Origin of the sequence: Nocardia amamiensis NBRC 102102 (genome assembly GCF_001612745.1) — a bacterium.
Lineage (GTDB): Bacteria > Actinomycetota > Actinomycetes > Mycobacteriales > Mycobacteriaceae > Nocardia > Nocardia amamiensis.
Map to the genome: position 1 here is coordinate 1 of NZ_BDBA01000029.1, position 23,995 is coordinate 23,995.

Consider the following 23,995-nt stretch of genomic DNA (forward strand, 5'->3'; position numbering starts at 1 on the left):
CGTCGATCGCGCCGAGCAGAGCGCCGGTGAGGGCGGCGGCGTGCAGGTCGTCGACGTCGTCGGGGTAAGCCGTCTGCAGTGCGGCGGCCAAACGCTGTTGCAGAGCGGCGGTGCGCACCAGCGCCGCGGCGCGCAACGCGGGTACGTCGGCGATCAGACGGGCCCGCATGCCGGAAAGTTCGTGGTCGAGCGGAAAGCTCCAGGCGGGGGCGGTGCTCAGTTCGCGGATTACCCGCAGCAGCAGGTCGGCGGGTCGTTCCTGTGGGGTGCGGCTGTCGAACGCCCTGTCCAACAGCTCGTCGTAGAGGTCGTCGTCAGCGAAGATCACCTCGTCTTTGGCGGTGAAGTAGTTGAAGAATGTCGCGTAGGACACCTCGGCCGCGGCGGCGATCTCCGCGACAGTCGTCTGGTCGTAGCCCTTCTCGTCGAACAAACGCAGCGCCGCTTCCACCAGGGCCTGTTTCGTGCGCCTCTTCTTCTGTTCGCGCAAACCTGGCTGCTTGCCCATGGTGACCATTGTTACACACCATCTAAACTTAGATACTGTCTAACTTTCTGCTACGGTCGCGGCATGGCCGAAGTAACACAGTGCTGCGTCGTCGGCGGCGGTCCCGCCGGGATGATGATGGGTCTGCTGCTGGCCCGCGCCGGTATCGAGGTGACGGTGCTGGAGAAGCACCATGATTTCCTCCGGGACTTCCGTGGCGACACGGTGCACCCCGCGACGCTGCGTCTGCTCGACGAACTGGGGTTGGGTGAGCGCTTCGCCGAACTCCCCGCCCGGCGGCTCGAGCAAATGCGCATCCAGATCGGCGATGCGACCGTGGTGATGGCCGACTTCCGCCGAATCCCCGGGCCACACAAATACATCGCCATGGTCCCCCAGTGGGACTTCCTCGATCTGCTCGCCGACGCCGCGAGCCGTGAGCCCTCGTTCACCCTGCGCATGGGCAGCACGGTCACCGGGCTGCGGACCGACGACGCGGGACGCACGGTCGGTGTGCGCTACCGCGACGGCACGGGCGCCGACCGCGAACTCACGGCCACACTCACCATCGGCTGCGACGGCCGGTGGTCGCGCGTCCGCCGCGAAGCAGGGCTCCCGACCATCGTGTTCGAGACACCGATGGACGTGTGGCAAGTCCGCATTCCCAAGAGCGACAGCGCCCGGGACGGGGAGGTGTTCGGCCGGTTCGGCGACGGGCAGGTCGCGGTCACCATGGACCGGGGCGACTACTACCAGACCTCCTACCTGATCGAAAAAGGCGCCGACACCCGACTACGCGCCGAGGACATCGCCGTCTTTCGCGCACGCTTGGCCGCGCTGTTCGACTGGCCGCCACGCCAAGTGGAATCGATACGATCCTGGGACGAGGTGAAGCTCTTGCGGGTCGAGATGAACCGGCTGCGCCGCTGGTACGGCGACGGTGTGTTGTGCATCGGCGACGCCGCCCACGCGATGTCGCCGGTCGGCGGCGTCGGCGTCAACCTCGCCGTGCAAGACGCCGTCGCGGCCGCGCGGATCCTCGCCGAACCGCTGCGCCGCGGGCGGATCACCCGCCGCGAGCTGGCCAGGGTGCAGCGGCGCAGGTCGCTGCCCACAGTGGTGGCGCAGCGGTCGCAACACGGCGAACACGAGATGCTGCTGCGACCGGCCTTGGCCGGAGTGCTCGACGAGCATCGTCTCCCGGTCCCACTGCGCGCCTTGCGGCGCGCCCCATTCCTGCGTGGGTTCACCGCCCAGGTCGGCGGTGTCGGCCTCCGCCCGGAGCATGCGCCCGCCTTCGCGCGGCGATCACCGGCGCAGGTGTGAGCGGATCCCACGGCACCGACGAATGCCACTGTGTCACAGACGATTTGCGGCGCAGCGCGGACGGTGGCGCACGCCGCGACCGGACCACGCACAGTGACGCCGCCACAAACACGCGTGACGGTAGCGCTGTCGATTACCTGCGAGGTAATCGCCCGGCCGGGCGGGCGTTCGTAGGATCGGGGGAGTGAGTACCCCAACGGCTGGTGACCTGCTGCGGCATTGGCGACTGGAACGCCGACTGAGCCAGCTGGAGCTGGCCGGGCGGGCCGAGACCTCGGCGCGACACCTGAGTTTCATCGAGACCGGACGCGCCACACCCAGCCGGACGATGATCGTGCACTTGTCCGAGCACTTGGAGATCCCCCTGCGCGAACGCAATCGCTTACTGCTCGCCGCTGGCTATGCACCCGCCTATGCCCAACCGGCTCTCGACACACCCGCCATGGACGCGGTCCGCGGCGCCATGCGCCAGATCCTCGCCGGTCACGAGCCGTATCCGGCGCTGGCCATCGACCAGAACTGGACCATGATCGACGCCAACGGCGGGGTGGCGGTGCTGATCGCGGGCATCGACCCCGCTCTGGCGACGCCACCGGTGAACGCGCTGCGGCTGAGCCTGCACCCTGACGGCATGGCGGGCCGCATCCGCAACCTCGCCGAATGGCGCGGCCATATCTTCGCGCGGCTGGCGCGACAGGCCGAGGTCACCGGCTCGAAGGACCTGGCGGATCTGCTCGAGGAGTTGCGGTCCTATCCGGGCGGCGAGGTGGAGCAGGCGCTCCCCGAACCCGATCAGGCGGTGGTCCCGCTGCGGATCGAGCACCAGGGGGATGAGCTGTCTCTGCTCAGCGTGACGACGGTTTTCGGTACCCCGATGAACGTCACCGTCGCCGAACTGGCCATCGAGTCGTTCTTCCCCGCCGACGAGGACACCATGAAGCGACTCACCGCGCGCGCCCGATGACCCGCATCGAGCGGCTGCGCGCCTTGCTCGGCGCACCGGTCCGCGCGATCACCGACCTCGGCGCGAGCCACGCCTGGACGCTGCACCGCGCCGAATTGGCCGATGGCCGCCGGGTTTTCGTCAAGGATTCGGCCGAGCCGACGCCGGTCTTCGCGTCCGAAGCGGCGGGGCTGGCCTGGCTGGGCCGGGCGGACACCGGCGCATTGGTGCCGCCGGTGCTGGCCGCCGATGACTGGATGCTGGTGCTGCCCTGGCTGGACGAGACCCGTCCCACCCCTGCGGCCGCCGACCGTTTCGGCCGCGAACTGGCCGCACTGCACGCCGACCGGCCCGAACTGTTCGGCGCGCTGTGGGCGGGCTGGATCGCGAGCCTCCCGCTGCCGAACGACCCGGCGAACGGTCCGTGGTCGCAGTGGTACGCCGAGCACCGCCTTGTGCCCTACCTGCCGCGCGCGGCCGCTCACCTCGGCGCCGACGGAATTCGCTTGGTGGAGCGCGTCATCGACCGCCTCGACGACCTCGCCGGTCCCGCCGAACCCCCGGCTCGCATCCACGGCGACCTGTGGTCGGGCAACATCCTATGGACCCGGGAACGCGCGATGCTCATCGATCCCGCCGCGCACGGCGGTCACCGCGAAACGGACCTGGCCATGCTCGCCCTCTTCGGCGCCCCGCACCTGGATCGCATCCGCGCCGCCTACCACGAGACCCATCCGCTCGCCGACGGATGGCAAGCCCGCACGCCGCTGCACCAGTTGCATCCCCTGCTGGTGCACGTTGCGTTGTTCGGCGCCGGTTATCGTGCGCAGACACTGGCCGCGGCCACCGCGGCGCTCGGGTCCTGACAGCTCAGCCGTTCACCCGCGCGATGACTGTGGGTGATAGCCGCCTCGGGCAACCGGCGATCATCGGCGCCCCCAGATGCGGCTCATCAGGCTCGGAAACCACCGGTAGGCGGCGACTACCGCCCGGTTGTAGCGCGGAAACACGATGAACTGCTTGTTCTTGCGCATGCCCTGCAGCACGTACTCGGCGGCCCGCTCGGAACTGATCATCCCGATCGGCATGCGGCGCGACGGCCCCCGATACGAATAGCCCGGCAGGTCGATCCCGGAATCGACGATGTCGGTCGCGACTCGGCCCGGTACGGCGACACTCACCTTCACCCCTACCGTGGCCGCCTCCGCGCGCAGCGAGGTACTCAATCCGACCACCGCGTGCTCGGTCATCGCGTACGCCGCCGACGGCGTCACCGGTGTCACTCCCGCGAGCGACGCCATGTTCACGATGTGCCCGAAACCCTGCGCCCGCATCACCGGGTAGGCGTGCCGAGTCCCGTGCACCACGCCCCACAGGTTCACATCCACGATCCGCTGCCACTGCGGCAACGGAATCCGGTCCGCGGCGCCGCCGAGGCGGATGCCCGCGTTGTTGAACAAGTAGTCGATGCGTCCCAGTTCGGTCGCTGCGCCGTGGATCAGCCTGCGCACCTGCTCGTCGTCAGAGACGTCGACGACCTGCGTGTGGATCCCGGTGTCCGCGGCAAGCGCCACCAGCCCGGCGGCGTCGATATCGGCAGCCACGACCGCGACGCCCTGCGCGGCCAGGCTGCGGCACAAGGCGGCGCCCAGACCGGACGCGGCGCCGGTGACCACCGCCACAGTATCCACGCCGTACAATTAAGCATCTGTGTTTAACATCGTCAATACTCATGTTTAGTACAGTGCGAATATGCCGAGCGACGATTCGCGCACCGCTTTGCTCGACGCCGGAGAACGCCTCATCGCCGAGCGCGGCGTCGACGTGCCGCTGCGCGACATCGCCGCTGCGGCGGGCCAGCGCAACAACTCGGCCGTGCACTACTACTTCGATTCCCGCAACGGACTGATCGAAGCGATCGTCCAGCGGCGGATGAACTGGCTGGAGCAGCGGCGCATGCAATTGCTGGCCGCCAACGAAGCCGACGGTGGCGCCAACGACCTGTCCACGCTCGTCGCCCAGCTCGCGACCCCGATCCTCGAACTGCTCGGCGAAGACCGGGTAACCCACCTGGGCCGGTTTCTGGAAGTGGTGCGAACCCATCCCGCAGTGGCGGACGCGCGCCGCCTCGCCGGAGCCGACCGCTCGGCGGTCCGGATCATCGCCACCCGGCTCGACGCGGCACTGCACGACCTGCCCCGCCGCCTGCGCAGACAGCGCCTGGAGACCATGGCCACGGTCATGTTCGCCTTGATCGCCGACTACGAGCGCACCCTCGAATCCGGCGTCCGCACCGCCCGCCCCGAGGATGCGGCGGAGATCGTGGACATGATCGTCGCCATGCTCACCGCGCCCGTCCGCGCCCACGCAGCGTCCGCGCAGGAGAACTGACAGCACCGTGAGCAGGACGCGGCCGCCGCTGCCCGCAGCCGACAGCGCGGCACAAGCGGCCGACAAGTCGCGGCGTGCGTGTGCCGCTCCGATACCCCTCACTCCGGCGATCCCTGGTAACGGCTGTGGCTCAACCCGCTGTTCGCTGCACCGGTATGCCGTACCCGTGAGCTCGGGTGAGCGGCCGATTGCCTTGTGCCCCGGTTGTTTCCGGAAATCTGAGGTGCAAACGGTCGATATAGCGACGCACGGCGGATAGTTCGGTCTGCAATTGCTGTCGCACGGCGGGATCACCGCGATGCGCGAATCCGATTTCCCGCGCCAGCGTTCGGGCTCGCACGGTGAGCAACTCCAGGAACACCCGCGCCTGCGCGAGGTTGGCGTCTTCTTCCATCCCGTAGGCCGATCTGTCGTCCGGTTCATATTGTGTCGCCCGGTGCTCCCCGCCCCGTGGTCCTCGGTCGATCGGGAGTAGGTCACGATGGTAGCCGAGCGGGCGCCCTGCGGTGCCGAAAACAAAACCGGCCCTTCGGCCCGTGTGGCGGATGCCGGCAGTACGGACACCTGCCGGGCGTATCGTGACGGTATGGGCGTCATCGGGGAACTGTTTCCGGGCAAGAAACTGACCCACGAGGGCAGTGAAGCCGGCGATGGGCAGGCACACATTCCCCGGTTCGACATCGATCTCGACACCGGGGTGGTGCGGGTGCCGCGTGCGGCCGATCCGGCCGTTGACAAGCGCCCGGACGACGGACCGCACAAAGCGTAGGTCCACGCCGTCGGTTTCTGTTCGCCGCGTTCGAACAGTCCGGCGCGATCCTTTGCCGTGGCCGCAGCAACTCGCTACCCACGATGGTGAGCGTGAGCACTCGCGGATCTGATCATGCGTACCTATACAGCGGCGAATGCCGCCCCGGCGCCGGAATCGGCACCGGGGCGGCAATATCACGCAGCTAGCGGGTGAGCACCGGCTCGGGGGCCGTCGAACGGTGCCCGGAGCTGTTGCCTTCCAGCGGGTTCGCCGGATTCCGAACCCAAGTCACATTCGCGACCAGGTCATCGTCGAACACCAGCTCATCCCACAGCAGCTGATCGCTCTTCGCTGCGGTGGGCTGCGGAGCCGGCTGCGGCTCCGCGGCGACGGCCTCGGGTTGCGCCGGCGCTTCGGGTTCCGGAGTGGCCCACCGCCACAACGCCTGCATCGGGCTGATGCCGTAGCGGCGGGTACCGTGGGCGAGCGCGGCCACCGCGGCGCCGGAGGTCAGCACGCCCACGGCCAAGGCCACCGGCGTCAAGTTGGCACTGCTGATCCGGCGCCCGTCCGCCCCCGGCCTGGACGCCTCCTTGCCTTCGAGAAGACGGAGTAGCCCGGAACCGAAGCCTTCGCCCTCATCGATCAGGATGCGCAGTTCGGCCCCTTTGCCGTCGAGGTACATCAGCGTGATGAGCACCAGAATCGCTACCGCCGCACTGGAACCTATCACCAGGCACGCGAGTGCCTTCGTGCGCAGCCGCGCATGCGCCACGACCGCGAACACGGTCGTGACCATCGCGGCGCTCGCCACCAAGCCCCAGCCACCGACGATATTCACCTCATGCAGTTTCGACACCGACCACGCGTCGAAGCCATCGGTGAACCCGTCGATCCGGCCGAACGCGTTGGAGCCCACTTTTCCACCAGCTCCGGAAGCCACGATCCACGGTTGGAACAACAGGGCGAAACTAACCGCGCTCGCGACGGCGGCACAGATAAAGCCCCAGCTCGATCGAAGACCCAGCCCCCGTCGTCGTGTCGCGCCGCGTGCCTGCTGATCGGCGCCGCGGCTGCGGCGGTCTCGCGCTTCGGACACTTGCCAGGGGGTTGGTTGAACCATTGCTCCAGTTTCGCCATGTCGCGTGAATTGCCCTGCCGCCCAAGGCGATAACGCACAAATAGCCCTGAGGGAGGAAAAATCGCGACTTCTCGATGAGGTGGAATTCGAATGGGCGCCATCGGCCATCGACAAAATCACCGTAAGCATCTCGCCCAAAGGGGGCAAGCGTGATCGATATCCCACGCGTTGTCGCAGCTCCCGGCGATGTGAGCAACGGATGTGATCCAACCCGTGGGTAACATTTCTCGACCGGCGATATCCCGACTTTTGCCACCCATTCCGCTTCCGGGCCGGTGAATTTCCGGTTCGTCGACGCTTCGCCAGGCACGGCCGATCGTCATTACTGTGACGGGCTTAACAGCACGGGTCTGGGACTTCGATCACTATTCCCGGCGCTGAGAAGACGCTGCGAGCAACGGTTTTCACGGCGACAGCAGCCGTCAAGAGGCCAAGCCTCAGTGCCCTTCCGCCGCCGCCCGGGCGTCCACGACCGTGCGGGCGATCTCCGCGAGACGCTCGAGCGGAACCTCGACCGCCCCCTCCTCATCGACCACCACCGCCGTGGGATAGATGTCGCGCAGCAGATCAGGGCCGCCCGTCGCGGTATCGTCCTCGGCGGCATCGAACAGCGCCTCCACCGCCATCCGCAGCGCCTCCTGCTCCTCGATGCCGCGACGGTAGGTCTTCTTCAGCGACGACTTCGCGAACACCGAACCCGAACCCACCGCGGTATAGCCGAAACGCTCCTCGAAACGACCCCCCGCCGCGTCGTACGACACGATCCGCCCCGCCCGCTCCGGATCGGCCACGTCCGCGTCGTAGCCAACCAGCAGCGGAATCACCGCCATATCCTGCAGGGCCGCAGGCAGATTGGCGCGCACCATCGCCGACAACTTCGTGGCCTTGCCGTCGAACGTCAGCGACGCCCCCTCGATCTTCTCGTAATGCTCGAGCTCGACCGCGAACAACCGGATCATCTCCAACGCCATCCCCACCGTGCCCGCGAAACCCGCCGCCGAATAGGTATCGGTGATGACGACCTTCTGCATATCGCGCGTCGCCACCATGTGCGCCATCGTGCCCCTGCGGTCACCGGCCAGCAGCACACCACCGCGATAACCGACCGCGACGATCGTCGTCCCGTGCGGCGCGATGTCCGCATCGCCCCCACCGCCCACACCGGGGTCCGGCAGCAGTTGCGGCGCGTACCGGCGCAGGCACTCCGAAAACGAGGCCGCCGGATACCGCAGGCCGAGCGGGAGGTGACTGTCGGACGTCATGGATCACCTTTCCGGATGGAGCGCGCACCACCCGCGAACGCGACAGGACTCCCGCCGACGTTACCGCAACCCCACCACCCCACGCCGCGCATCGAACATGGCCCACCCCACCAGGAGTGAAGACCCTTGGGGACCCATCACCCCTCGGCAAGCCCCTCTCCGGCGCAAGCGTCCGGCGCGTCGATCTCTATACAGGGGACCGGTGCGCGCGTCGGGCGATAGTTCGGTTCCACACCGCCCTGGCGGATCAGCCGGGTATACGCATCGACCGCGTCGGTCGGCCGGCGGTCCAACGCCGGATCGGTCAGCACATCGACCGTGTAGAGCCCGAACCGCGGCGCGTAGGAACCCCACTCGTAGTTGTCGGTGAGGCTCCAATAGTTGTAGCCGATCACGTTCATTCCGTCGGCCTTCGCGCGTTGTAACCAATACACCGTGTCCCGCAGGTGGTCCGCACGCGTATAGCCGTCCGGACGAACCTGCCCGTTCTCCGTCGGAAGACCGTTCTCCACCACATGCAACGGACGATCCGGAAACTGACGCGCGTAATGCCGCAAGGCGTAGTAGATACCCTCCGGATGCACCGGCAACTCCCACATCGGGACCCCGCCCACCGCACCGCCCTGCGCCGACTCCCCGGTCTGCGGCAGGGGAGCGAAATAGTAGTCGACCCCGATGAAGTCCAGCTTCGCCGAGATCCGATCGACAATCGGCTGATTGACCTCAGTCTCCGCACCCGCGACGTAGCCGAGATTGCTGGTCACCATCGCATCCGGCCGATACCGATGGATGGCGTCGTAGATCTCGTTGTGCGCCTGCGCGATCCGATCGACCATCGCAGGCGCCTCCTCGACGCTGATCCCGCCCGTACGCAACTCGGTGCCGACATACGCGGCAGGCTCGTTGAACGTCACCCACAACGGACCCCGGGAGGAATACCGCTCTACCACCTTGCGCATATTCGCCAGCCAGTCCTCGACCATCCCCGGATTGCGCCACCCGCCACGGTCCAACGCCCATCCCGGATACACCCAGTGATCCAAGGTCAGCATCGGCCGCATGCCCGCCGCCAGAATCCGTGCGATCACATTGTCGTAGAAGCCGAACGCCGCCTCGTCCCACGTGTCCGGCGTCGGCTGCAACCGCGCCCACTCGATGCCAACCCGGTAGACCCGCACACCCAGCCGCGCCGCCAGAGCGATATCGTTCATGTAGCGGCGGGTGAAGTCCACCGAGTCGCGGTACGGGTCGGCCGTCGCACCCGACGCGATGTAGCGCGACCAGTTGCTGTCCGGCGCATGACCTTCCGATTGGAACCCCGACGACGCCACGCCCCACAAAAAGTCCCCCTCGAACGGCGCCACCTCCCGAGGCGGATGAGCAGCGGAAACGCCGGACACCATGAGCATGGCCGCCGCGGTGGACAGCGCGGCCAACCCGCTCCGGGAACTGCGTGTACCCATCGCCGTAGGGTAACTGGATGGTTGCCGTGTTCTGATGCAGCCTTCCGCGTGTCGCCGGTCGCGAAACCGACACGATTCGCCCTCGATACGGCCGCGCCAACTCCACGCAGCCCCGGGGACATCCGCCCAGCCCTCGGGCCTGCCGACTCAACGTTCCATCGCGAAGCGCAACCGCGCTTCCCGCCACCGGCCGACGCTCGTCGTATCCGACCCCGCCGCAATACTTCTCACCCGTCCAAGCGACGCCGCGGGCAGCTCCAGCACCGAGGCTGCCACGCGGGTTCTCATGAACGAAGCCGAACCCTCCTCTCCTGCGCGTCCTCGCGAAACGCCGCACGCCATCACAGGAGCGCAGCAATTGACCGCGCACATCCGCCGCCGATCGACCAGACTTGCCGGGTGACCAGATACGCATTCGATGCCGACCGCACCGCCCTCGTCGCCACCTGGGCGACCGGACGAGGTGACCTCGCCCAAGCGGTGGCCGCACTGCCCCCGCAGGTGAGCACCGACCAGGCCACCGATCTGGCCTCGAACCTGACCACCCTGTCGCGGTTCCAGTGGCGCACCTACACCCATCCGGCCAGTGCCGCGGGCGACCCCGACGTCCCCAACAGCGAAGCGTGGCGGCGCGCCGAGGAACGAAGGAACTTCAAACAAGTCGAAGCCGCGCTGCGCAGCCCCAACCTGCCCACCGACGAAGGCCTCCTGGTCTCCTACAGCGGAGTCGTCGAATCCGCCCACCGCATCGGACGCACCCTGCACGAGATCGGCGACGACGCCCTGCGCGACACCCTCCTCGCCGAAGTGCGCGCGGAACAGGCAGCCATCGAATCCGCCGAACGCGGCGACCTCTCCGGCCGGGCCCGCCAAGCCGTCGAACTGTCCCGCCCCGACGTGTCCCCGGCCCAAGTCCACGCCGCCGACGCACTTCTGCGCGCCGACCCGCTCGGCACCATCGAGCTGTTCACCGAACTCGACCCGGCCTCGGCTTCGGTCGCCGCCGCACACTGGCTCTACGCCGCGGCCGAAGTCGCCGGCGAGGCCGCGAACGTACCCACCACCGACGTCGTCGCCGAAGCAGACGATATCGAAGCGCTCCAAGTCGAAACCCCCACCCTCGTCCTCGAACGACTCGCCGCGGGCGACACCCCCACCGAGGTCGTCCTCGACCTGATCGCCGAAGCCATGGCCGTGCACGAAGGCCGCGTCCCGGCACCATGGAGCCTCGTCGCCCGGGTAGCCGAAATCGAAACGCAGGCACACCGATTCGGCGTCGACGCCGACACACGCGAGGCGATGCTCACCGGCTTCCGCATCAGCCGCCTCGACCCCGCGCGCCCCGCGCTCGACCTCCTGGAAGACCTCCTCGACGGCATCCGCGGCTGCCTGCTGCTCTACGCCGCGCACACCGACGGTGACGACCCCGAAGCCCGGTTCGCCGCCGACGTCCGTCTCGAAGCCGACGCCGACCCCGAAGATCTCCTCTAGTTTGCTGAGCGGGGTATGTCACGCCATGCCCCGCTCCACCCGGCACGCCGTCGCTACGGCACCTGCGACACGGCCACCGCCGACTCGGTGAGACTGCCCAGATACAGCACGCCGTCCTGCTCGACCACACCGGTCACCATCGAGTAAGCCGTTCCTTCGACTTGCAGATCGCGCACGACCCTGCCGTCGAAATCGACCGCCATCACCCACACCGTTCGCGCCGGCTTCGGCTGCACCCACTCCGGCAACGTCCACACGACCCGCCGCAGGATGCCCGGCAACGGAAGAAGGCGGTCCAACAAGGGGTTTCGTGGCGAAGGAAGCGTGATCCACACCAGGCCGTCGCTGCCGAGACCCATATTGTCCGGGAATCCGGGCAAGTTCTCGATCAACCGGTCCCGCGTTCCCGCCTTCGGGCCGGTCAGCCAGGACCGCGTCACCCGGTAGCCACCGGTCTCGGCGACCAGCACGCAGGAACGGTCGGGCGCGAGGACCACGCCGTTGGCGAACTGGAGGTCATCGATCAGCGTCTCCACCGAGCCCGAGGGATCGCGGCGGAACAGGCGGCCCGTGCCGGAGTGTTCCAGGATGTCGCCCATGTACTCGGCAAGGGAGTATCGGCTCGACGACGCCGAGAAGTAGATCGTGCCGTCGGTATCGCGGACGACGTTGCTGGCGAACCGGAGAGGCTCACCGTCGACCTCGTCGACCAGCACCGTGAGCGTTCCGTCGGGGTCCAACTCCAGCAGTCCGGCCTCGAAATCGCAGATCAGCACGCGACCATCGGGGTCGGCGTGCAGACCCAGCGGACGGCCTCCGGTGTTCACGAGCTCGCGAACGTCACCGGTCGCCGGATCGATGCTGAGGATCGCGCCGTCGTCGGTGCCCGCCACGATCCTGCCGTCGGGGGAGAGGACCACGTCCTCTGGGCCGGTTCCGGGCAGCTCGATCCTTCTGACCTCGGGAAGGGGTGGAACGCTGCGGGTTTGACGGGCGCGAGCCGGCGCGGGAGGGGGCGTCCAGCGCTGCGGCTGCATGGTCGAGGCGAGCATGGGATCAGGCTAGCCGGGGGAGTGCGGAATTCCGCGAGGAAACGACGCCACCGGGGAGCGCGGTTCTGGTCGAGGCGAGCAGGCCGGAAGCGAAATGGGCCTTCGTTGATGATCGACGGCGCGGAGTGACAGATAAACATGCTCTTACGTAGATATTCGCATCTAACTATAGATCTATTCGGTCAAAGGCTCAGAACAGAAATTCACCACTTCCAATCAGCAAGGACTCCGGGGGTCTGAAATGTCGGGTTCCGTGGGCGGATCGCCCTCGGAGAACGCGTATGGGACCACGGCTGGTCCGCCTGCTAGCGGGATCGATTCGGCAAGGATCCGGTAGCGGCGGACATGGTGTTCCGATGCTGTACGTCAGGGCTGGTGGGTGAGGGTGTACCAAAGGATGGCGAGCGTGCCGATCGTGAAAAGCGGTGAAACGATCCAGGTTTCGACCTTGTTGCCGGTTCGATCGATGATCGGGAAGCTGACGCGGATGTCGAAGGGCCAGAACAGGCGGCAACCCCGGTCGGTGAGGCAGTCGCCGAGCAAGTGGGCCAACGCGCCCAATCCCACCGCGAAGGGCAGCCAGACCGGCTTGTCGGCGATCCAGTGCTGCATCGCGAAGGTGCCTCCCGCGGCGAGAACCACGATCGGCCCCCACGACTTGACGCCGTTGCCGGACGGGCACAGGTGCAGCGCGCGCACGGCCAAGGCCAGCAGGAAGAAAACGAGGCTCAGGGTGAACCAACGGCCGAGCCAATGCTCGCCAGCCCAGGTCCCGAACGCGACGGCCGCGACGAACGCGAGGGAATGTGTTGCGCGGCGATGGCCGCCTGAGATCCACGAAATGAGCTGGCATGCGGTATGCGTAATCGGACCCAACGCGTGCGCGATTGTGCCGTCGGGATGGTCCGCATCCGGGAGCAGCGCGGCTCCCGCAGTGAGAAACACCCCTAGCAGCAGATCGACCGTCCCGAGATGCCCTGTCGCATCCTGCAGAGCCGGATAGGTCAGTACCGTCACCGGCAGCACCGCTGCCGCTGCCGACCAAGCCAGCGCGCCGCTGGTCGCATGTGAATGTCCGAGCACCGCTCGAACATTAGTTCAGCTCCGGATCTGGACGCGAATAGCGTTGTCCGGTAGGGCAGATGGGCTCGATGAGGTGCTGAACCGAATCGTTGGGGCCGCAACTGCGCGCATTTCGCCAGTGAACCGGTCGCTGGTTGTTTCCCAGACGTGGGGAATCGGGCCTTCTGTCCGCGCTTACGCTGCATCGCATAGCGCGACCTGATCGATTGCCTCGCCGTCGATCCGAGCTTGGCGACGGTGCGTGGCAACTGGCTGGTTTCGGCCAGGTCGGCTCGAGTAGCGGTAGGCCACGTGTAGGAGGTTGCGGTGGGTAGGGGTCGCGGAGTCCATCTGTGCGGCAGTGTGCCGTTGGCGGATGCGCGAACGGTTTTCTCGGAAGCGGCGCGGCGGATCGGGACCCGGTTGACGCGCATTCCGGACGGGGAAACCGGTGTGCGGGACAACTGGGTGGTCTGGCAGTTGCCCAAGATGCAAGCGCATCCGGACCTGGAAACCGTTCCGCCGCCGAGCCCGGAATACGGGCCCAGCGAACGAGTGCAACCCAAGCCGGGCGTGGATGCGGCATCAATCGACTTCGGTCCCTTGGGGTACGCAGAGGCCGCGCTCGAGTCCTGGCACGTGTTCCGGCAGCTGCGCGAGGACGGCACGATCCCGGAGGGCACCCGATTCCAGGTGTGCCTGCCGACACCGATCGCGGTGATCGGGGCCTTCGTCGCGGGACCGCAGGGGGAGTTGGAGCGCAGATACGAGGCGCAACTGCTCGCCGAACTCGCCATCATCCTGGATGGCATTCCGAACGATGAGCTTGCGGTGCAATGGGATACCGCGGTCGAGTTCGCGATTTTCGAGGGTGTGTTCCCGTCCTGGTTCGGAACCGATTATCCGACCCAGCTCGAGGAAGTGGGGCAGCGGCTCGTCCGGCTGGGTGCCGCGGTACCCGAGCCGGTCGAAGTCGGCTATCACCTCTGCTACGGCGACTTCGGCCACCGCCACTTCGCCGAACCCGTCGACACCGGCCGGCTGGCCGCGGTAGCGGGACGCATCCTGGCCGGGCTGGACCGGCCCGTCCAGTGGATCCATCTGCCGGTTCCGCGCTCGCGTACCGATGCGGAATACTTCAAACCCCTTGCCGACCTTGCCCTTCCATTCGACACCGTCCTCTATCTCGGCCTGGTCCACGCTACCGACGGCCGAGCGGGGGCGTTGCAACGCATCGAAGCCGCCCGCACAGCCGTAACCAACTTCGGCATCGCCACCGAGTGCGGCATGGGCCGCCGCCCAGCGGACCAGATTCCCGCGTTGTTCGACCTGCACGCCGAGCTGGCCGAAACACTGTCCTGAACCGATGGTCTCGGTGCCGGACCATCATGTGGGGTTGGTCCGGTCGTCAGTTCCGGAGCGCCGCATTCGTCAAGTGACGATTTCGGGGCGGTACAGGACACCTCGAAAGCCCCTTTCCCGCATCGAATTCCTTCGCGCAACCGGACGGCTGAGCAGACAGAACATTCAGTCGGGGAGGAGGGGGACGGACAGGCCCTCGCCGCGGTTGAGGAGGGCGGCGCGGGTGACGGCGCTGGAGCCGAAGCGGTTGCGCAGGTCGTCGAGGGTCGCGTCGAGGGTGTTGCGGGCGCGGGCCTCGAAGGGCAGGGTCAGCTGGACGGTGTCGGCGTCGTCCAGGTTGGTCAGCGCGAGGCCGATCAGCGTCAGTCCGCGCTCCTGGATCATCGGCATGGCCGCGGACAGGAGGGTGCGGGCCGCGTGCAGGATCGTCTCGGTGTGGTCGGTGGCCTCGGCGAGGGTGTGTGAGCGGGTGGCTCGGGTGAAATCGTCGAAACGCAAGCGCAGCACCACGGTTCGGCACACTCGGTCGGCGGCGCGCAGGCGCCTGCCCAGCCGATCGGCCAGGCCGTGCAGGTAGGCCTCGATCTCGTCGGGCGGACGGTGGCGGCGGCCGAGAGCGCGCTGGGCGCCGATCGACCGGCGGCGCCTGCCGGTCTCTACGCGGCGCGGGTCGCGTGCCCAGGACAGCGCGTAGAGGTGGCGGGCAGCGGCGGGCCCGAGGATCGCCCGCAGCGGGCTCTCGCCCAGCTCGGCCAGTTGACCGACCCGCGTGATGCCGTGCTCGTGCAGCGTGCGGGCGGTGACATCGCCGACGCCCCAGAGTCTTTCGACCGGCAGCGGGTGCAGGAAGTCCAGTTCGCCGTCCGGTGGTACCAGCCGCAATCCGTCGGGTTTCGCGACGGCGCTTGCCACCTTGGCGAGGAACTTCGTGCGAGCGATGCCCACCGAAATGGGCAAGCCGACGCGCTCGCGAACCTCGGCGCGCAGTTTTGTCGCGATGGTTACCGGCTCACCCGCGATCCGTCGCAGCCCGCCGACGTCGAGGAACGCCTCATCGATGGAGATGCCCTCCACAGCGGGAGTCGTGTCGCGGAATATCTCGAAGACCGCTTTGCTCGCCTCGGCGTAGGCGGACATGCGCGGCGGCACCACGATCGCCTGCGGACACAACCGCCGCGCCTGACCGCCGTTCATCGGCGTGCGAACCCCGAAAGCCTTCGCCTCGTAGCTGGCCGCCAGCACCACACCGCCCCCGACGATCACCGGCCTGCCGCGCAATCTCGGGTCGTCGCGCTGCTCGACCGAGGCGTAGAACGAGTCGAGATCGGCATGCAGGATCGATGCCTCCGCACGCGCGAGGATCCGGGGCCTGCCGGATCGGGGGTCGCGCGTATCGGACACGAACATATGTTCGCATAGACATCTGACACGTCAAGATCCGCAGCCCTCGCTGGGGCGGCACGCCGCGTTGTCGCCATCGGCAAACACCTGCGACGCCGACGCCCTGATGGTCACAGCATGCGTGGACGAGGCGTTCGTATGGTGCAGATGTGGACCAGGCGCGCGCCGTCCGCGGCGCATGGATCTACTACTTACCTACGTAGTAATCGGCCTTGGCCGGTACCCTGTCCCCACGACAGGGCACAGCGCGGATGAGGGAGTCGGTATGGTGCGAGGATTCGGGGACTTAGAGGCGGTGATCATGGACCGCATCTGGGATCAGGACGCAGAGGACACAACGGTGCGCGAGATCTTCGACGAACTGTCGGCTCAGCGGGACATCGCCTACACCACGGTCATGTCGACCATGGACAACCTCCATCGCAAGGGCTGGCTGGCGCGCGAGCGCGCGGGCAAGGCCTATCGCTATTGGCCCACCCTCACCAGGGAGGAGCACAGCGCCCGGCTCATGCTGGAGGCGCTCGGCTCCGGCGGACGCTCGGACCTGGTGCTCAGTCATTTCGTCGATCGGATCAGCGCCGAGGAGTCGGCCGGGTTGCGTGCCGCACTGCGCAGACTGGCGGCCCGCAAAACACCAGAAGTACCGTGAGCCTGGTCATTGCGCTGATGCTGTACGGCAGCGCCGTGGCGACGCTCGGTCCGCCCGTGCTGCGCAGCCTGACCCATCGCGGCAACGCACCGCGCTTGGGCGTGCTCGCCTGGCTGGTCGCGATTTTCGGCGCGCTGTGCGCGTGGGGAATCGCGGCGATGCTGGTGACCGTCGAATTCGCCACCTACTGGGGACATCCGAAGGACGCGCTGCGTGCCTGCTTCGCGTTCCTGTGGACGCCGATGCACCTGCACGGCGCCGCGGCCACGCGGGCGGCCACCTTCGCGGCGGCGGCGCTGGTGGCAACCGGCACGGTCGCGCTGGTCGTGCGTGCGGCGCGGGTGGCGGTGCAGATGCGCAGGCGGACCAGTGTGCACGCGCGTGCGGTACGCCTCGTCGGCAGGCAGGTGCCGGGCATCGGCGCCGTCGTGCTGGATTCCCCTGAGCGCCAAGTGTATTGCGTGCCCGGTCCCGACACCATTGTGGTCACCACGGCCGCGCTCGATGCGTTGAGCGCGGATCAGCTCGCCGCGGTTTTGGCCCATGAACGCGCGCATCTGTCCGGCAGGCACGCGGCGTTGACCGCGGTGCTGCGGGCGATCGCCACCACTCTGCCCGGCCTGCGGATCTTCACCGGCGGCGCAGCGGAGATCGCCCGGCTGCTGGAGATGTGCGCCGACGACAAAGCCGCCGACGAGCACGGCTCACTCTCGCTGCTGGGCGGGCTGCTGGCGATCGTCGGCATCGCCGAGCCCGCACCTTCGGGCGCGCTGGCCGCCGCGGGCACGGCGGTGCTGGCACGGGCCGAGCGACTGGCCGACCCGGTCGGTGCGCTCCGGTGGGTCACGACGAGCACCGCGCTGGTCGGGGTGATCGCGCTGACGGTGACGGGGTCCGCGCTGACGGCGGCGGTCGTCGGCGGTTTCGGTGCGCTGTTGAGCTGAGTGGAAGAGGGACACGAGTGCGGGTCACCTGGGACCAAGTCTTCGCGTGGCGGCTGAGCCGTCAATACGTGGAGTCCCGTGCGGACGAGGGCGCGGCCGAGATCGCCGATCGGTTGTGCGGGCTGCAGGCGCAGGTCACCTCCGCCGCGGAACTGGCGGTGGCGCTGCGCAGTACGAAGCCGGAGCCGGGCGCGCTGGTTCGCGCCCTCGACGACGGCGTGCTGATGAAGACGTGGGCGATGCGCGGCACCCTGCACGCGCTCACCCCCGCGCTGACCGCCGCCTGCCTGTCACTCATCGGCTCGGCACGCACCTGGGAAAAGCCGTCCTGGCAGAAGCACTTCGGCGCCTCGCCCGCGGAGGTCGCCGCGCTGACCGAGGCGGTCGCCGAGGTGCTCGACGGTGCGGTGCTCACCCGCGAGGAACTCGTGGAGGCCCTGGTGGCCGATCCCGGCTTCGACCGGCTCGGTGCGGAATTGCGTTCGGGCTGGGGCGCATTGCTCAAACCGCTGGCCTGGCAGGGCGCGCTGTGTCACGGCCCCGCACGGGGCACCAAGGTGACGTTCGCCAACCCGGCGGGTCTGGTCCGCGACTGGCCGGGCTTACCGGAGCCGGACGCCGCGGCGCCCTTGGCGATTCTCGCCTACCTCGGTGCCTACGGCCCGGCGACCCCGGAGGCCTTCGACGCCTGGCTCAGCCGCAACAGCCTGCGCAAGACCACGGTGCGGCGGTGGTTCGCCGACTTGGGCGACCAGCTCACCGAGGTCGACGTGGAGGGCCGCCACGCATTCCTGCCGACCGACCAGGTGGACGCGCTCGCGGCCGCCGCGCCGGACACCTCGGTGCACCTGCTCGGCGCCTTCGATCAGTACGTGCTGGGGCCGGGGACCGGCGACACGGCGCTGCTGCCGCCCGCGCACCGGCCGAAAGTGAGCCGGACCGCGGGGTGGATCTCACCGATCGTCGTCGTGGGCGGACGCATCGCCGGCACCTGGGAACTCGCCGAAGACGCCGTCGAAATCGCCATGTTCGACGGCGCGCCGCTGCCGAGAACGGGGCTCGACGCGGCCGTCGCGCACATGGGGGTCGCGGCGGGACTCGAGTCGCTCACAGTGCGTGCGGTGTAGCCCCGGCTTCCAGCCGCCGCGCGTTCGCGACAAGGGTGCCGCCACCAGGCGACAGATCGAGGAAGGGCCGATCGGCCCAAGCGCCGGATAAGTTGCCATAAGGAGCGACAGTGACCGGCCCACCTCGAGGTGATTCAGATGGACAACCGGGCAGACTCCATCCAGATCATCGCCGCCGTATCGAGGGGGACAACAAATCGGTGCGCGCCCGGCCGCCACAGCGAAGCGGCGGTTCGGAGTCTTCACTACCTTTCATGGTGTCCGGAGTCGGGTTATGGCGCCGCGGTTGGCGTGCGGGTCGAGTGTTATCGCCGCTGCCCACGCGTGCGCGGCGATGACACGCTGATCGAACAGCTTGATCCAGGTGTCGGTGTCGGCGCGGGTGTCGTTCACCCAGGTGGGCGTTGGTCCGAGTTCCGGTAGGTGGGTGTAGGTGAGTGCCGTGTAGGCGCGTGCGCGGGCATCGAAAATGGTTGCCGCGCACATTTCGTCGGCTGCGTCTCGTTCGTGGAGATTCCCCGCTTTCGCTGCTTGTATCACGTCGTTGGGGATCCCCTCGAGGCCGGTGAACACCTCGCCGACTGTCCGGTAGGCGAGACCGAATCCCCAGAGCCGGCCGGTGAACCTGCGGATGAGCCATTCGGCCGAATCCAGGATGGGGGAGCGCTCGGCGTCAGGGTCGAGCACTATCGCGGTGTGGGCGGCTTCTTGTGCGGTGGGGTGGTCGGTGTTGGCGAATCCCCAGAAGTGAACGGTGTCGACGCTGGGGCCGGCGGTGTCGGCGCTGCGTTCGGCCATCATGGTCGTGAGTAGCGCGTCGATCACGGCGTCCGATGGGTAGCGGATCGTCGAGCCCGTCGTTGGTGGTCTCCGCGGCGCTTTCGGCTTGTGCCGAGGCCGGTTTCGTCGTTTGGACATTTCCCCTCTTCGATCGATTGGTGAACTCGCCCGGCACGTGCGGGGGCCGGGCTGGGGTCGGTAGGTCTGCAATTCGCGAGTGGCACACCATGGAGGGGCCTACTCGCGTTTTGCCGCAGCCGTGTGCCACTCGTCGGGCGGGCGTGGGCTGCTCGTGGAGAGCAGGGCGTCCCAGTACTGTGTTCGCACCGCGTCCCAGAGGCGAAAGTGGCGCGGGAACCATTCGCGCACCTGCGCCAGGTCCGGCAATGCGCGCTCGTCGAAGGCGACCAACCCGCACTGTCCCAGCGGGATCGGGACGGTGTTGCCGTCATTCCGTAGCCGGTAGGCAGGCGTGGTGTCGGCGTTGTCGCACAGGTACAGGATTTCGATGCGATGCCCCACCAGTCGCCAGCCAGTGTGGGTGGTTCCGATCGTGGTCTTGTGCAACCGTTGTCACCGCCCCGACGGTTCCGGTGGGGTAGCCAACTCCGCGAGCCTCTCTAGCACCTCCCGCAGTGTGCTCGCGGTCGGATGCCGGTCGGCGAAACCGGACTCGTCATCGGGCGGGAACCGAAGGCCCCGTGCGGCAGCACGTTCACGCGGACTCACCATCTGCGGTGTCAGCCTTCCCGCTGACACCAACGTCTGATACGCCGCCGCTTTCCACGCACACCACTGCACCCGGCAGGCCCGATGCGCCCGCATCTGCTCATGCGCCACAAGCACATCGGCGCGGGCGCAAACCTCGGGCAGTGTGAAAAGAACATCCCGGTTCATCGCCCCGTCGCGCTCTCGAGAGTTTGCGCCGACGCGGCAACCCACATCGCACGTTCGGCCCTGTGCTGCAAGGTGATTCGGGCATACCCCGGCAATCGTCGCGTCGGGAAGCGCGCTGCGCTGTGATCAGTCAATCGTGGGCGAAACACGGAGTCTCCAAAAGAGGTGTGACAGTGGTGGTCTGGCGGCAAGTTGAAGCAGGTCTTGCGTTTCGGAACTCGCGCCTGATGGGTTGCAGGCGGGGCGGGACGGTGCTGGCTCGGCTGCCAGGCGCACGTTCAGTGAAGCACCGATCAAGAGAGATTTGGAGTACTACAGATCGACTTGCTCTAAAGTGAAATCGCTACAAATCGACTGTTAAGACTCTTAGTGCAGCGAAGGACGGTAGCTTCGATGGCAACAGGCTCGACCCTTCCCCGGCGGATCTTGGCGCGGCGTCTGACCGAGATGCGGGAGCGGTCCAAGCTGTCCAGGACCAAGGCTGCCGCCGCGGTCGAGATGAACGGACAGACGTTGTGGCGCTTGGAATCCGGTCAGAACTCACAGATCAAGCGGATGGTGATCAACGCGCTGTGCGACCTGTACGGAGCAAGTGCCGATGATCGCGCACTGATGATCTGGCTGGCCGAGGAATCTCGGAAGACAGGATGGTGGCAGTCCTACAGCGATGCGATTTCGGCGGACGTCGAGTTATTCGTCGGGCTCGAGCAATCTGCCCGGCACATCACGTCCTTTCAGTTGACGCTGTTGCCAGGGCTCGTGCAGACGCACGCGTATCGACGTTCGATTGCGCGGACCTACCAGCCACCGCTGAGTGAAGACGAGATCGACCGTCGCATGGAGCTGCTGGCGAAACGGCAAGCCCGCCTTGAAGAGCCGCCTGACAAGTTTGCGCTCGAAGTGCTGCTCAGTGAGGCGGCGTTGGCTCATCACGTCGGCGGCGCTGTGGTAATGGCGGAGCAACTACGGTACCTTGCCGAGCTGGCGGAACTGCCGAGTGTATCCATCCGCATCATCCCGCTCGACGCTGGCAGCCACCTGGGGTTGCAGGTAGGCCCGTTTGTGCTGCTCGAGTTTCCGGAGCATACGAACCCGGTTCTGACCGAGCCGCCGGTGGTCTATGTCGAGGGCTACACTGGGGCTTTGTACCTGGACAAGGCTGATGAGATTGATCAGTATCGCACAGCGCGCTCAGCCATTCGAGCTGTTGCACTTGACGAGACCGAGTCCAGGAAGCTATTGCTGAAGATGGCGAAGGAGTACGGCACGTGATCGACCTGTCCAATGCGACATGGTTCAAGAGCAGCAGATCTAAAGACGCTGCCGCATGTGTTGAGGTTGCGTACCTCGACAGGGGCATGGTCGGTGTCCGTGATTCGAAGAACCCGGTCGGTCCTGCCCTGGTCTTCACGTCGAGCGCGTGGGATGCCTTTACCGCAGGCGTGACGGACGGAGAATTCGACCGGCGCGCCTGACGGGCGAACCGCACAGACAGCAGATTGCGGCCTCGAGTCCAGTCCGCCAGGGACAGGATCGGGGTCTTCGTCGCTTGACCCGAACTGCAGCGCGTGCCTGGGCACGATGGCACCGTCGTGCGCAAGTGAGATCAGTAGGTCGTCTGCTAGAGTTGGCTTATTCTGAGCCGTCGCAGGTGGAGAGGGTGGGGATGGGGCGCCGAATCACGTTGATGCTGCTTGGTTTTCTGCTTGCATCGAGTTCTGTTGGCTGCGGTACCACCACGAACGATTCGCCCACCACAACCACCTCCGCAGCCAAGGCCCTGTTCAACCCGTGCACGGAAATTCCCGATGATGCGTTGCGGGCGGCAAGGGTCGATCCGGCAACCGAGGAGACCGGCATTGGCGGGGTGCACCAGTCCGGATGGGAGATCTGCAGCTGGAAGGACCCGAGGGGTACGAGCTATTCCATCACGGTGTTTTCGACTGCGCGCACAGCGGCGGAATTCGAGAAGAAGCCCGGAAACGTTGAATTCCAGGACGTCACGGTTGCTGGCCGTGAAGGTCGGCAATTCAAGGTCGAAGGGGCATCAAAGGATCTGCAGTGCGATGTTCTGTTCCCTGCCTCTCAAGGCGTCGTACAGTTGCGGATTCACAACAGGGCGGCAATTCTGACGGGCCAGTCGGAGGACACTTGCGCGATCTTGTATCGCGTTGGCGAGGCGCTGGTACCTACTTTTCCGCACTGAGTGGGAGGCCAAAATGAATCAGGAAACTGCATCGCTGTGGTCCAGGCTGGTAGAGCAAGCGCGTAGCGGAGAGCTCTATCTTGATGACCAACAGGCTGCCTACCATTGTGCAAAGGCATGCGATCAACGCATTGCCGATCTCATGAGCATCTGGGAGATGGCGCAGAACACCCAAAATGTTTCCGGTTTCGGCGACTTCAAGATGGCGGATGACTTGCGCAAGAAGTTTCTGAAACAGGCCACCGGTGACGCTAATTCGATCGACAGCGTCATCCTCGAAGAGATCGAGACCGTGAAGAACATGCGTGAGGTCATGGCGATCTCGTTCAAGCGCATCACCGGTCAGGATATCGAGAACGCGGCACAGATCGCGAATTCCACCGATCAGATGGGCGGATGAGTGCCCGTTCTAGAGGATGGAGACCCTGAACCGGTCCTGCGCTGATGTTCGCGCTGAGCGTGTGGGATTTCTTCACCACGGGCATTCGGCATTACGGCCCGCGCCGGCCACGTCAAGTCGACACTGCTCCGAGAGCGAGACCGACAAGCAATCCCGGGATGTTTCGGTGGCCTTGACCGCGGCCCACTGCCGCATGCCCGGCCGTAGGCGCAGCTCGGCGACGGTGGCGGGCGTGACGTCGGCGAGCACGGGTGGGATCCCGTAGCCAGCAGAAATCCGGCAAACGAGAAGGGTAACTCGGCACCGGTACGGCGAAGGCTATCACTGAGCGGAAGTCCGGAAGCGCTGAGGGCGATGAGGAGGATTCCAGCGAGAGGAGGTCCCGCTATGAGCCAGATAGCCTCTCGCGCAACCAGACCCGTGTAGGGCAGCGAAATACAGACCATACCGACGACTACGGCTATGAAGGACTCGGGACCGAACCAGTCCTGCCGTACATACCTTCGACGGTAATCCGCTCATGCCGTCGCCAACCACACGAATACGACCAGCAAGCCAACTGTCGATACACCGGCCGTCGTGCCCAGAGCCCTAGCAGCGTTCGTACTGACGCACGTAGGGCTGCGACTCCGGTAAGACATTGTGCCCGGATATCTGGCAGCCGCCGACCAGGACCTCGAAAAAGGGGCCGTAGGAGTAGACGGGGCCGTTGGGTGTGTGGATCGTGTAGTCGACTGCCGCGCCGGAGCCAGCAAGGTAGGGAAGATGCAGATCGGCGAGTTGTGTGGTCTGCGCGGCGCTGAATTCCGTACCCACGGGAGGGAATACGGTGACGCTCAGTGTGCGGCCTTCGGAGGGCG

27 protein-coding genes are annotated in these 23,995 nt (G+C 66.8%); 14 read left to right on the forward strand and 13 right to left on the reverse strand.

The features are described from left to right. Window positions 1-508 (reverse strand): TetR/AcrR family transcriptional regulator (locus NA4_RS40165; protein WP_169810994.1); only part of this gene is annotated, 508 nt, incomplete at its 3' end. Between the two features lie 63 nt (window positions 509-571). Here NA4_RS40165 and NA4_RS07810 point away from each other — a divergent pair. The 3 genes from NA4_RS07810 to NA4_RS07820 all read left to right on the forward strand — a co-directional run bounded on the left by NA4_RS07810 (window position 572) and on the right by NA4_RS07820 (window position 3,622). Next, the gene (locus NA4_RS07810) at window positions 572-1,813 is read left to right on the forward strand and encodes an FAD-dependent oxidoreductase (protein WP_084496900.1); all 1,242 of its coding nucleotides are present in this window, start codon (window positions 572-574) and stop codon (window positions 1,811-1,813) included. Between the two features lie 175 nt (window positions 1,814-1,988). Further along, on the forward strand, window positions 1,989-2,777 hold the full coding sequence (locus NA4_RS07815) for a helix-turn-helix domain-containing protein (protein WP_373862768.1): 789 nt from the start codon (window positions 1,989-1,991) through the stop codon (window positions 2,775-2,777). Beyond that, window positions 2,774-3,622, forward strand: coding sequence for a fructosamine kinase family protein (locus NA4_RS07820; protein ID WP_067466262.1), 849 nt, complete (start codon window positions 2,774-2,776; stop codon window positions 3,620-3,622). Before NA4_RS07815 ends, NA4_RS07820 begins: the two co-directional genes overlap by 4 nt. Window positions 3,623-3,682: 60 nt before the next feature. On the opposite strand, the gene NA4_RS07825 is transcribed toward NA4_RS07820, so the two are convergent. Next, window positions 3,683-4,447, reverse strand: coding sequence for an SDR family NAD(P)-dependent oxidoreductase (locus NA4_RS07825; RefSeq protein ID WP_169810995.1), 765 nt, complete (start codon window positions 4,445-4,447; stop codon window positions 3,683-3,685). A 61-nt stretch (window positions 4,448-4,508) separates the two neighbouring features. On the opposite strand from NA4_RS07825, the gene NA4_RS07830 reads away from it, so the two are divergent. Next, the gene (locus NA4_RS07830) at window positions 4,509-5,147 is read left to right on the forward strand and encodes a TetR family transcriptional regulator (protein ID WP_067466268.1); all 639 of its coding nucleotides are present in this window, start codon (window positions 4,509-4,511) and stop codon (window positions 5,145-5,147) included. Between the two features lie 130 nt (window positions 5,148-5,277). Here the strand turns inward: NA4_RS07830 and NA4_RS07835 are convergent, their stop codons facing one another. Next, the gene (locus tag NA4_RS07835; RefSeq protein WP_067466271.1) at window positions 5,278-5,541 is read right to left on the reverse strand and encodes a hypothetical protein; all 264 of its coding nucleotides are present in this window, start codon (window positions 5,539-5,541) and stop codon (window positions 5,278-5,280) included. A gap of 192 nt (window positions 5,542-5,733) precedes the next feature. On the opposite strand from NA4_RS07835, the gene NA4_RS07840 reads away from it, so the two are divergent. After that, window positions 5,734-5,916 carry a hypothetical protein gene (locus tag NA4_RS07840; protein WP_067466515.1) on the forward strand — a complete coding sequence of 61 codons (183 nt, stop codon included), beginning with the start codon at window positions 5,734-5,736 and terminating at the stop codon, window positions 5,914-5,916. A 184-nt stretch (window positions 5,917-6,100) separates the two neighbouring features. Here the strand turns inward: NA4_RS07840 and NA4_RS07845 are convergent, their stop codons facing one another. The 3 genes from NA4_RS07845 to NA4_RS07855 form a co-directional block, all read right to left on the reverse strand. Next, the gene (locus NA4_RS07845) at window positions 6,101-7,177 is read right to left on the reverse strand and encodes a hypothetical protein (protein WP_157128886.1); all 1,077 of its coding nucleotides are present in this window, start codon (window positions 7,175-7,177) and stop codon (window positions 6,101-6,103) included. Window positions 7,178-7,476: 299 nt separating this feature from the next. Beyond that, window positions 7,477-8,301 (reverse strand): proteasome subunit beta, encoded by an 825-nt coding sequence (gene prcB / locus NA4_RS07850; protein ID WP_067466278.1) that lies wholly within the window; start codon window positions 8,299-8,301, stop codon window positions 7,477-7,479. A gap of 137 nt (window positions 8,302-8,438) precedes the next feature. After that, window positions 8,439-9,764, reverse strand: a complete 1,326-nt coding sequence (locus tag NA4_RS07855; protein WP_084496887.1) for a family 1 glycosylhydrolase — start codon at window positions 9,762-9,764, stop codon at window positions 8,439-8,441. A 399-nt stretch (window positions 9,765-10,163) separates the two neighbouring features. On the opposite strand from NA4_RS07855, the gene NA4_RS07860 reads away from it, so the two are divergent. After that, window positions 10,164-11,255 carry a hypothetical protein gene (locus tag NA4_RS07860; protein WP_218022261.1) on the forward strand — a complete coding sequence of 364 codons (1,092 nt, stop codon included), beginning with the start codon at window positions 10,164-10,166 and terminating at the stop codon, window positions 11,253-11,255. 53 nt (window positions 11,256-11,308) lie between these two features. On the opposite strand, the gene NA4_RS07865 is transcribed toward NA4_RS07860, so the two are convergent. Together NA4_RS07865 and NA4_RS07870 are read right to left on the reverse strand one after the other, a co-directional pair. Further along, window positions 11,309-12,307, reverse strand: a complete 999-nt coding sequence (locus NA4_RS07865) for an SMP-30/gluconolactonase/LRE family protein (RefSeq protein WP_245671183.1) — start codon at window positions 12,305-12,307, stop codon at window positions 11,309-11,311. Window positions 12,308-12,673: 366 nt separating this feature from the next. Next, on the reverse strand, window positions 12,674-13,390 hold the full coding sequence (locus NA4_RS07870; protein ID WP_067466285.1) for a metal-dependent hydrolase: 717 nt from the start codon (window positions 13,388-13,390) through the stop codon (window positions 12,674-12,676). A 306-nt stretch (window positions 13,391-13,696) separates the two neighbouring features. On the opposite strand from NA4_RS07870, the gene NA4_RS07875 reads away from it, so the two are divergent. Then, window positions 13,697-14,731, forward strand: a complete 1,035-nt coding sequence (locus NA4_RS07875) for a uroporphyrinogen decarboxylase/cobalamine-independent methonine synthase family protein (protein ID WP_067466288.1) — start codon at window positions 13,697-13,699, stop codon at window positions 14,729-14,731. Between the two features lie 165 nt (window positions 14,732-14,896). On the opposite strand, the gene dinB is transcribed toward NA4_RS07875, so the two are convergent. Then, the gene (gene dinB, locus NA4_RS07880; RefSeq protein WP_067466291.1) at window positions 14,897-16,138 is read right to left on the reverse strand and encodes a DNA polymerase IV; all 1,242 of its coding nucleotides are present in this window, start codon (window positions 16,136-16,138) and stop codon (window positions 14,897-14,899) included. Between the two features lie 259 nt (window positions 16,139-16,397). Between dinB and NA4_RS07885 the strand changes: the two genes are divergently transcribed. From NA4_RS07885 to NA4_RS07895, 3 genes are read left to right on the forward strand one after another with little or no spacing between them, the layout of a single operon-like run. Next, on the forward strand, window positions 16,398-16,781 hold the full coding sequence (locus NA4_RS07885) for a BlaI/MecI/CopY family transcriptional regulator (RefSeq protein ID WP_040778742.1): 384 nt from the start codon (window positions 16,398-16,400) through the stop codon (window positions 16,779-16,781). Then, window positions 16,778-17,725, forward strand: coding sequence for a M56 family metallopeptidase (locus NA4_RS07890; RefSeq protein WP_067466294.1), 948 nt, complete (start codon window positions 16,778-16,780; stop codon window positions 17,723-17,725). The genes NA4_RS07885 and NA4_RS07890 overlap by 4 nt, the downstream gene beginning before the upstream one ends. Before the next feature lie 17 nt (window positions 17,726-17,742). Further along, entirely contained in the window at window positions 17,743-18,852 is a 1,110-nt protein-coding gene (locus NA4_RS07895; RefSeq protein ID WP_067466297.1) for a winged helix DNA-binding domain-containing protein, read from the forward strand. A 252-nt stretch (window positions 18,853-19,104) separates the two neighbouring features. Here NA4_RS07895 and NA4_RS07900 read toward each other — a convergent pair whose 3' ends face one another. Then, complete coding sequence (locus NA4_RS07900; protein ID WP_157128887.1) at window positions 19,105-19,770, reverse strand: hypothetical protein; 666 nt, start codon at window positions 19,768-19,770, stop codon at window positions 19,105-19,107. Window positions 19,771-19,869: 99 nt separating this feature from the next. After that, window positions 19,870-20,199, reverse strand: a complete 330-nt coding sequence (locus NA4_RS07905) for a hypothetical protein (protein ID WP_067466301.1) — start codon at window positions 20,197-20,199, stop codon at window positions 19,870-19,872. 723 nt (window positions 20,200-20,922) lie between these two features. Here NA4_RS07905 and NA4_RS07910 point away from each other — a divergent pair. The 4 genes from NA4_RS07910 (at window position 20,923) to NA4_RS07925 (ending at window position 23,135) form a co-directional block, all read left to right on the forward strand. After that, on the forward strand, window positions 20,923-21,801 hold the full coding sequence (locus tag NA4_RS07910; protein ID WP_067466524.1) for a helix-turn-helix domain-containing protein: 879 nt from the start codon (window positions 20,923-20,925) through the stop codon (window positions 21,799-21,801). Next, a complete protein-coding gene (locus NA4_RS07915) occupies window positions 21,798-22,004 on the forward strand; it encodes a DUF397 domain-containing protein (protein WP_084496890.1) in 207 nt (68 codons plus the stop codon). Before NA4_RS07910 ends, NA4_RS07915 begins: the two co-directional genes overlap by 4 nt. 191 nt (window positions 22,005-22,195) lie before the next feature. After that, a complete protein-coding gene (locus NA4_RS07920) occupies window positions 22,196-22,735 on the forward strand; it encodes a DUF3558 domain-containing protein (RefSeq protein WP_245671188.1) in 540 nt (179 codons plus the stop codon). A 13-nt stretch (window positions 22,736-22,748) separates the two neighbouring features. Continuing rightward, window positions 22,749-23,135: a hypothetical protein gene (locus tag NA4_RS07925; RefSeq protein ID WP_157128890.1), complete on the forward strand. Its 387-nt coding sequence runs from the start codon at window positions 22,749-22,751 to the stop codon at window positions 23,133-23,135. A gap of 72 nt (window positions 23,136-23,207) precedes the next feature. On the opposite strand, the gene NA4_RS40170 is transcribed toward NA4_RS07925, so the two are convergent. Both NA4_RS40170 and NA4_RS07930 read right to left on the reverse strand, forming a co-directional pair. Then, on the reverse strand, window positions 23,208-23,384 hold the full coding sequence (locus NA4_RS40170) for a TOBE domain-containing protein (RefSeq protein ID WP_245671185.1): 177 nt from the start codon (window positions 23,382-23,384) through the stop codon (window positions 23,208-23,210). Between the two features lie 342 nt (window positions 23,385-23,726). Next, window positions 23,727-23,951, reverse strand: coding sequence for a hypothetical protein (locus tag NA4_RS07930; RefSeq protein ID WP_157128891.1), 225 nt, complete (start codon window positions 23,949-23,951; stop codon window positions 23,727-23,729). Window positions 23,952-23,995: the final 44 nt, after the last annotated feature.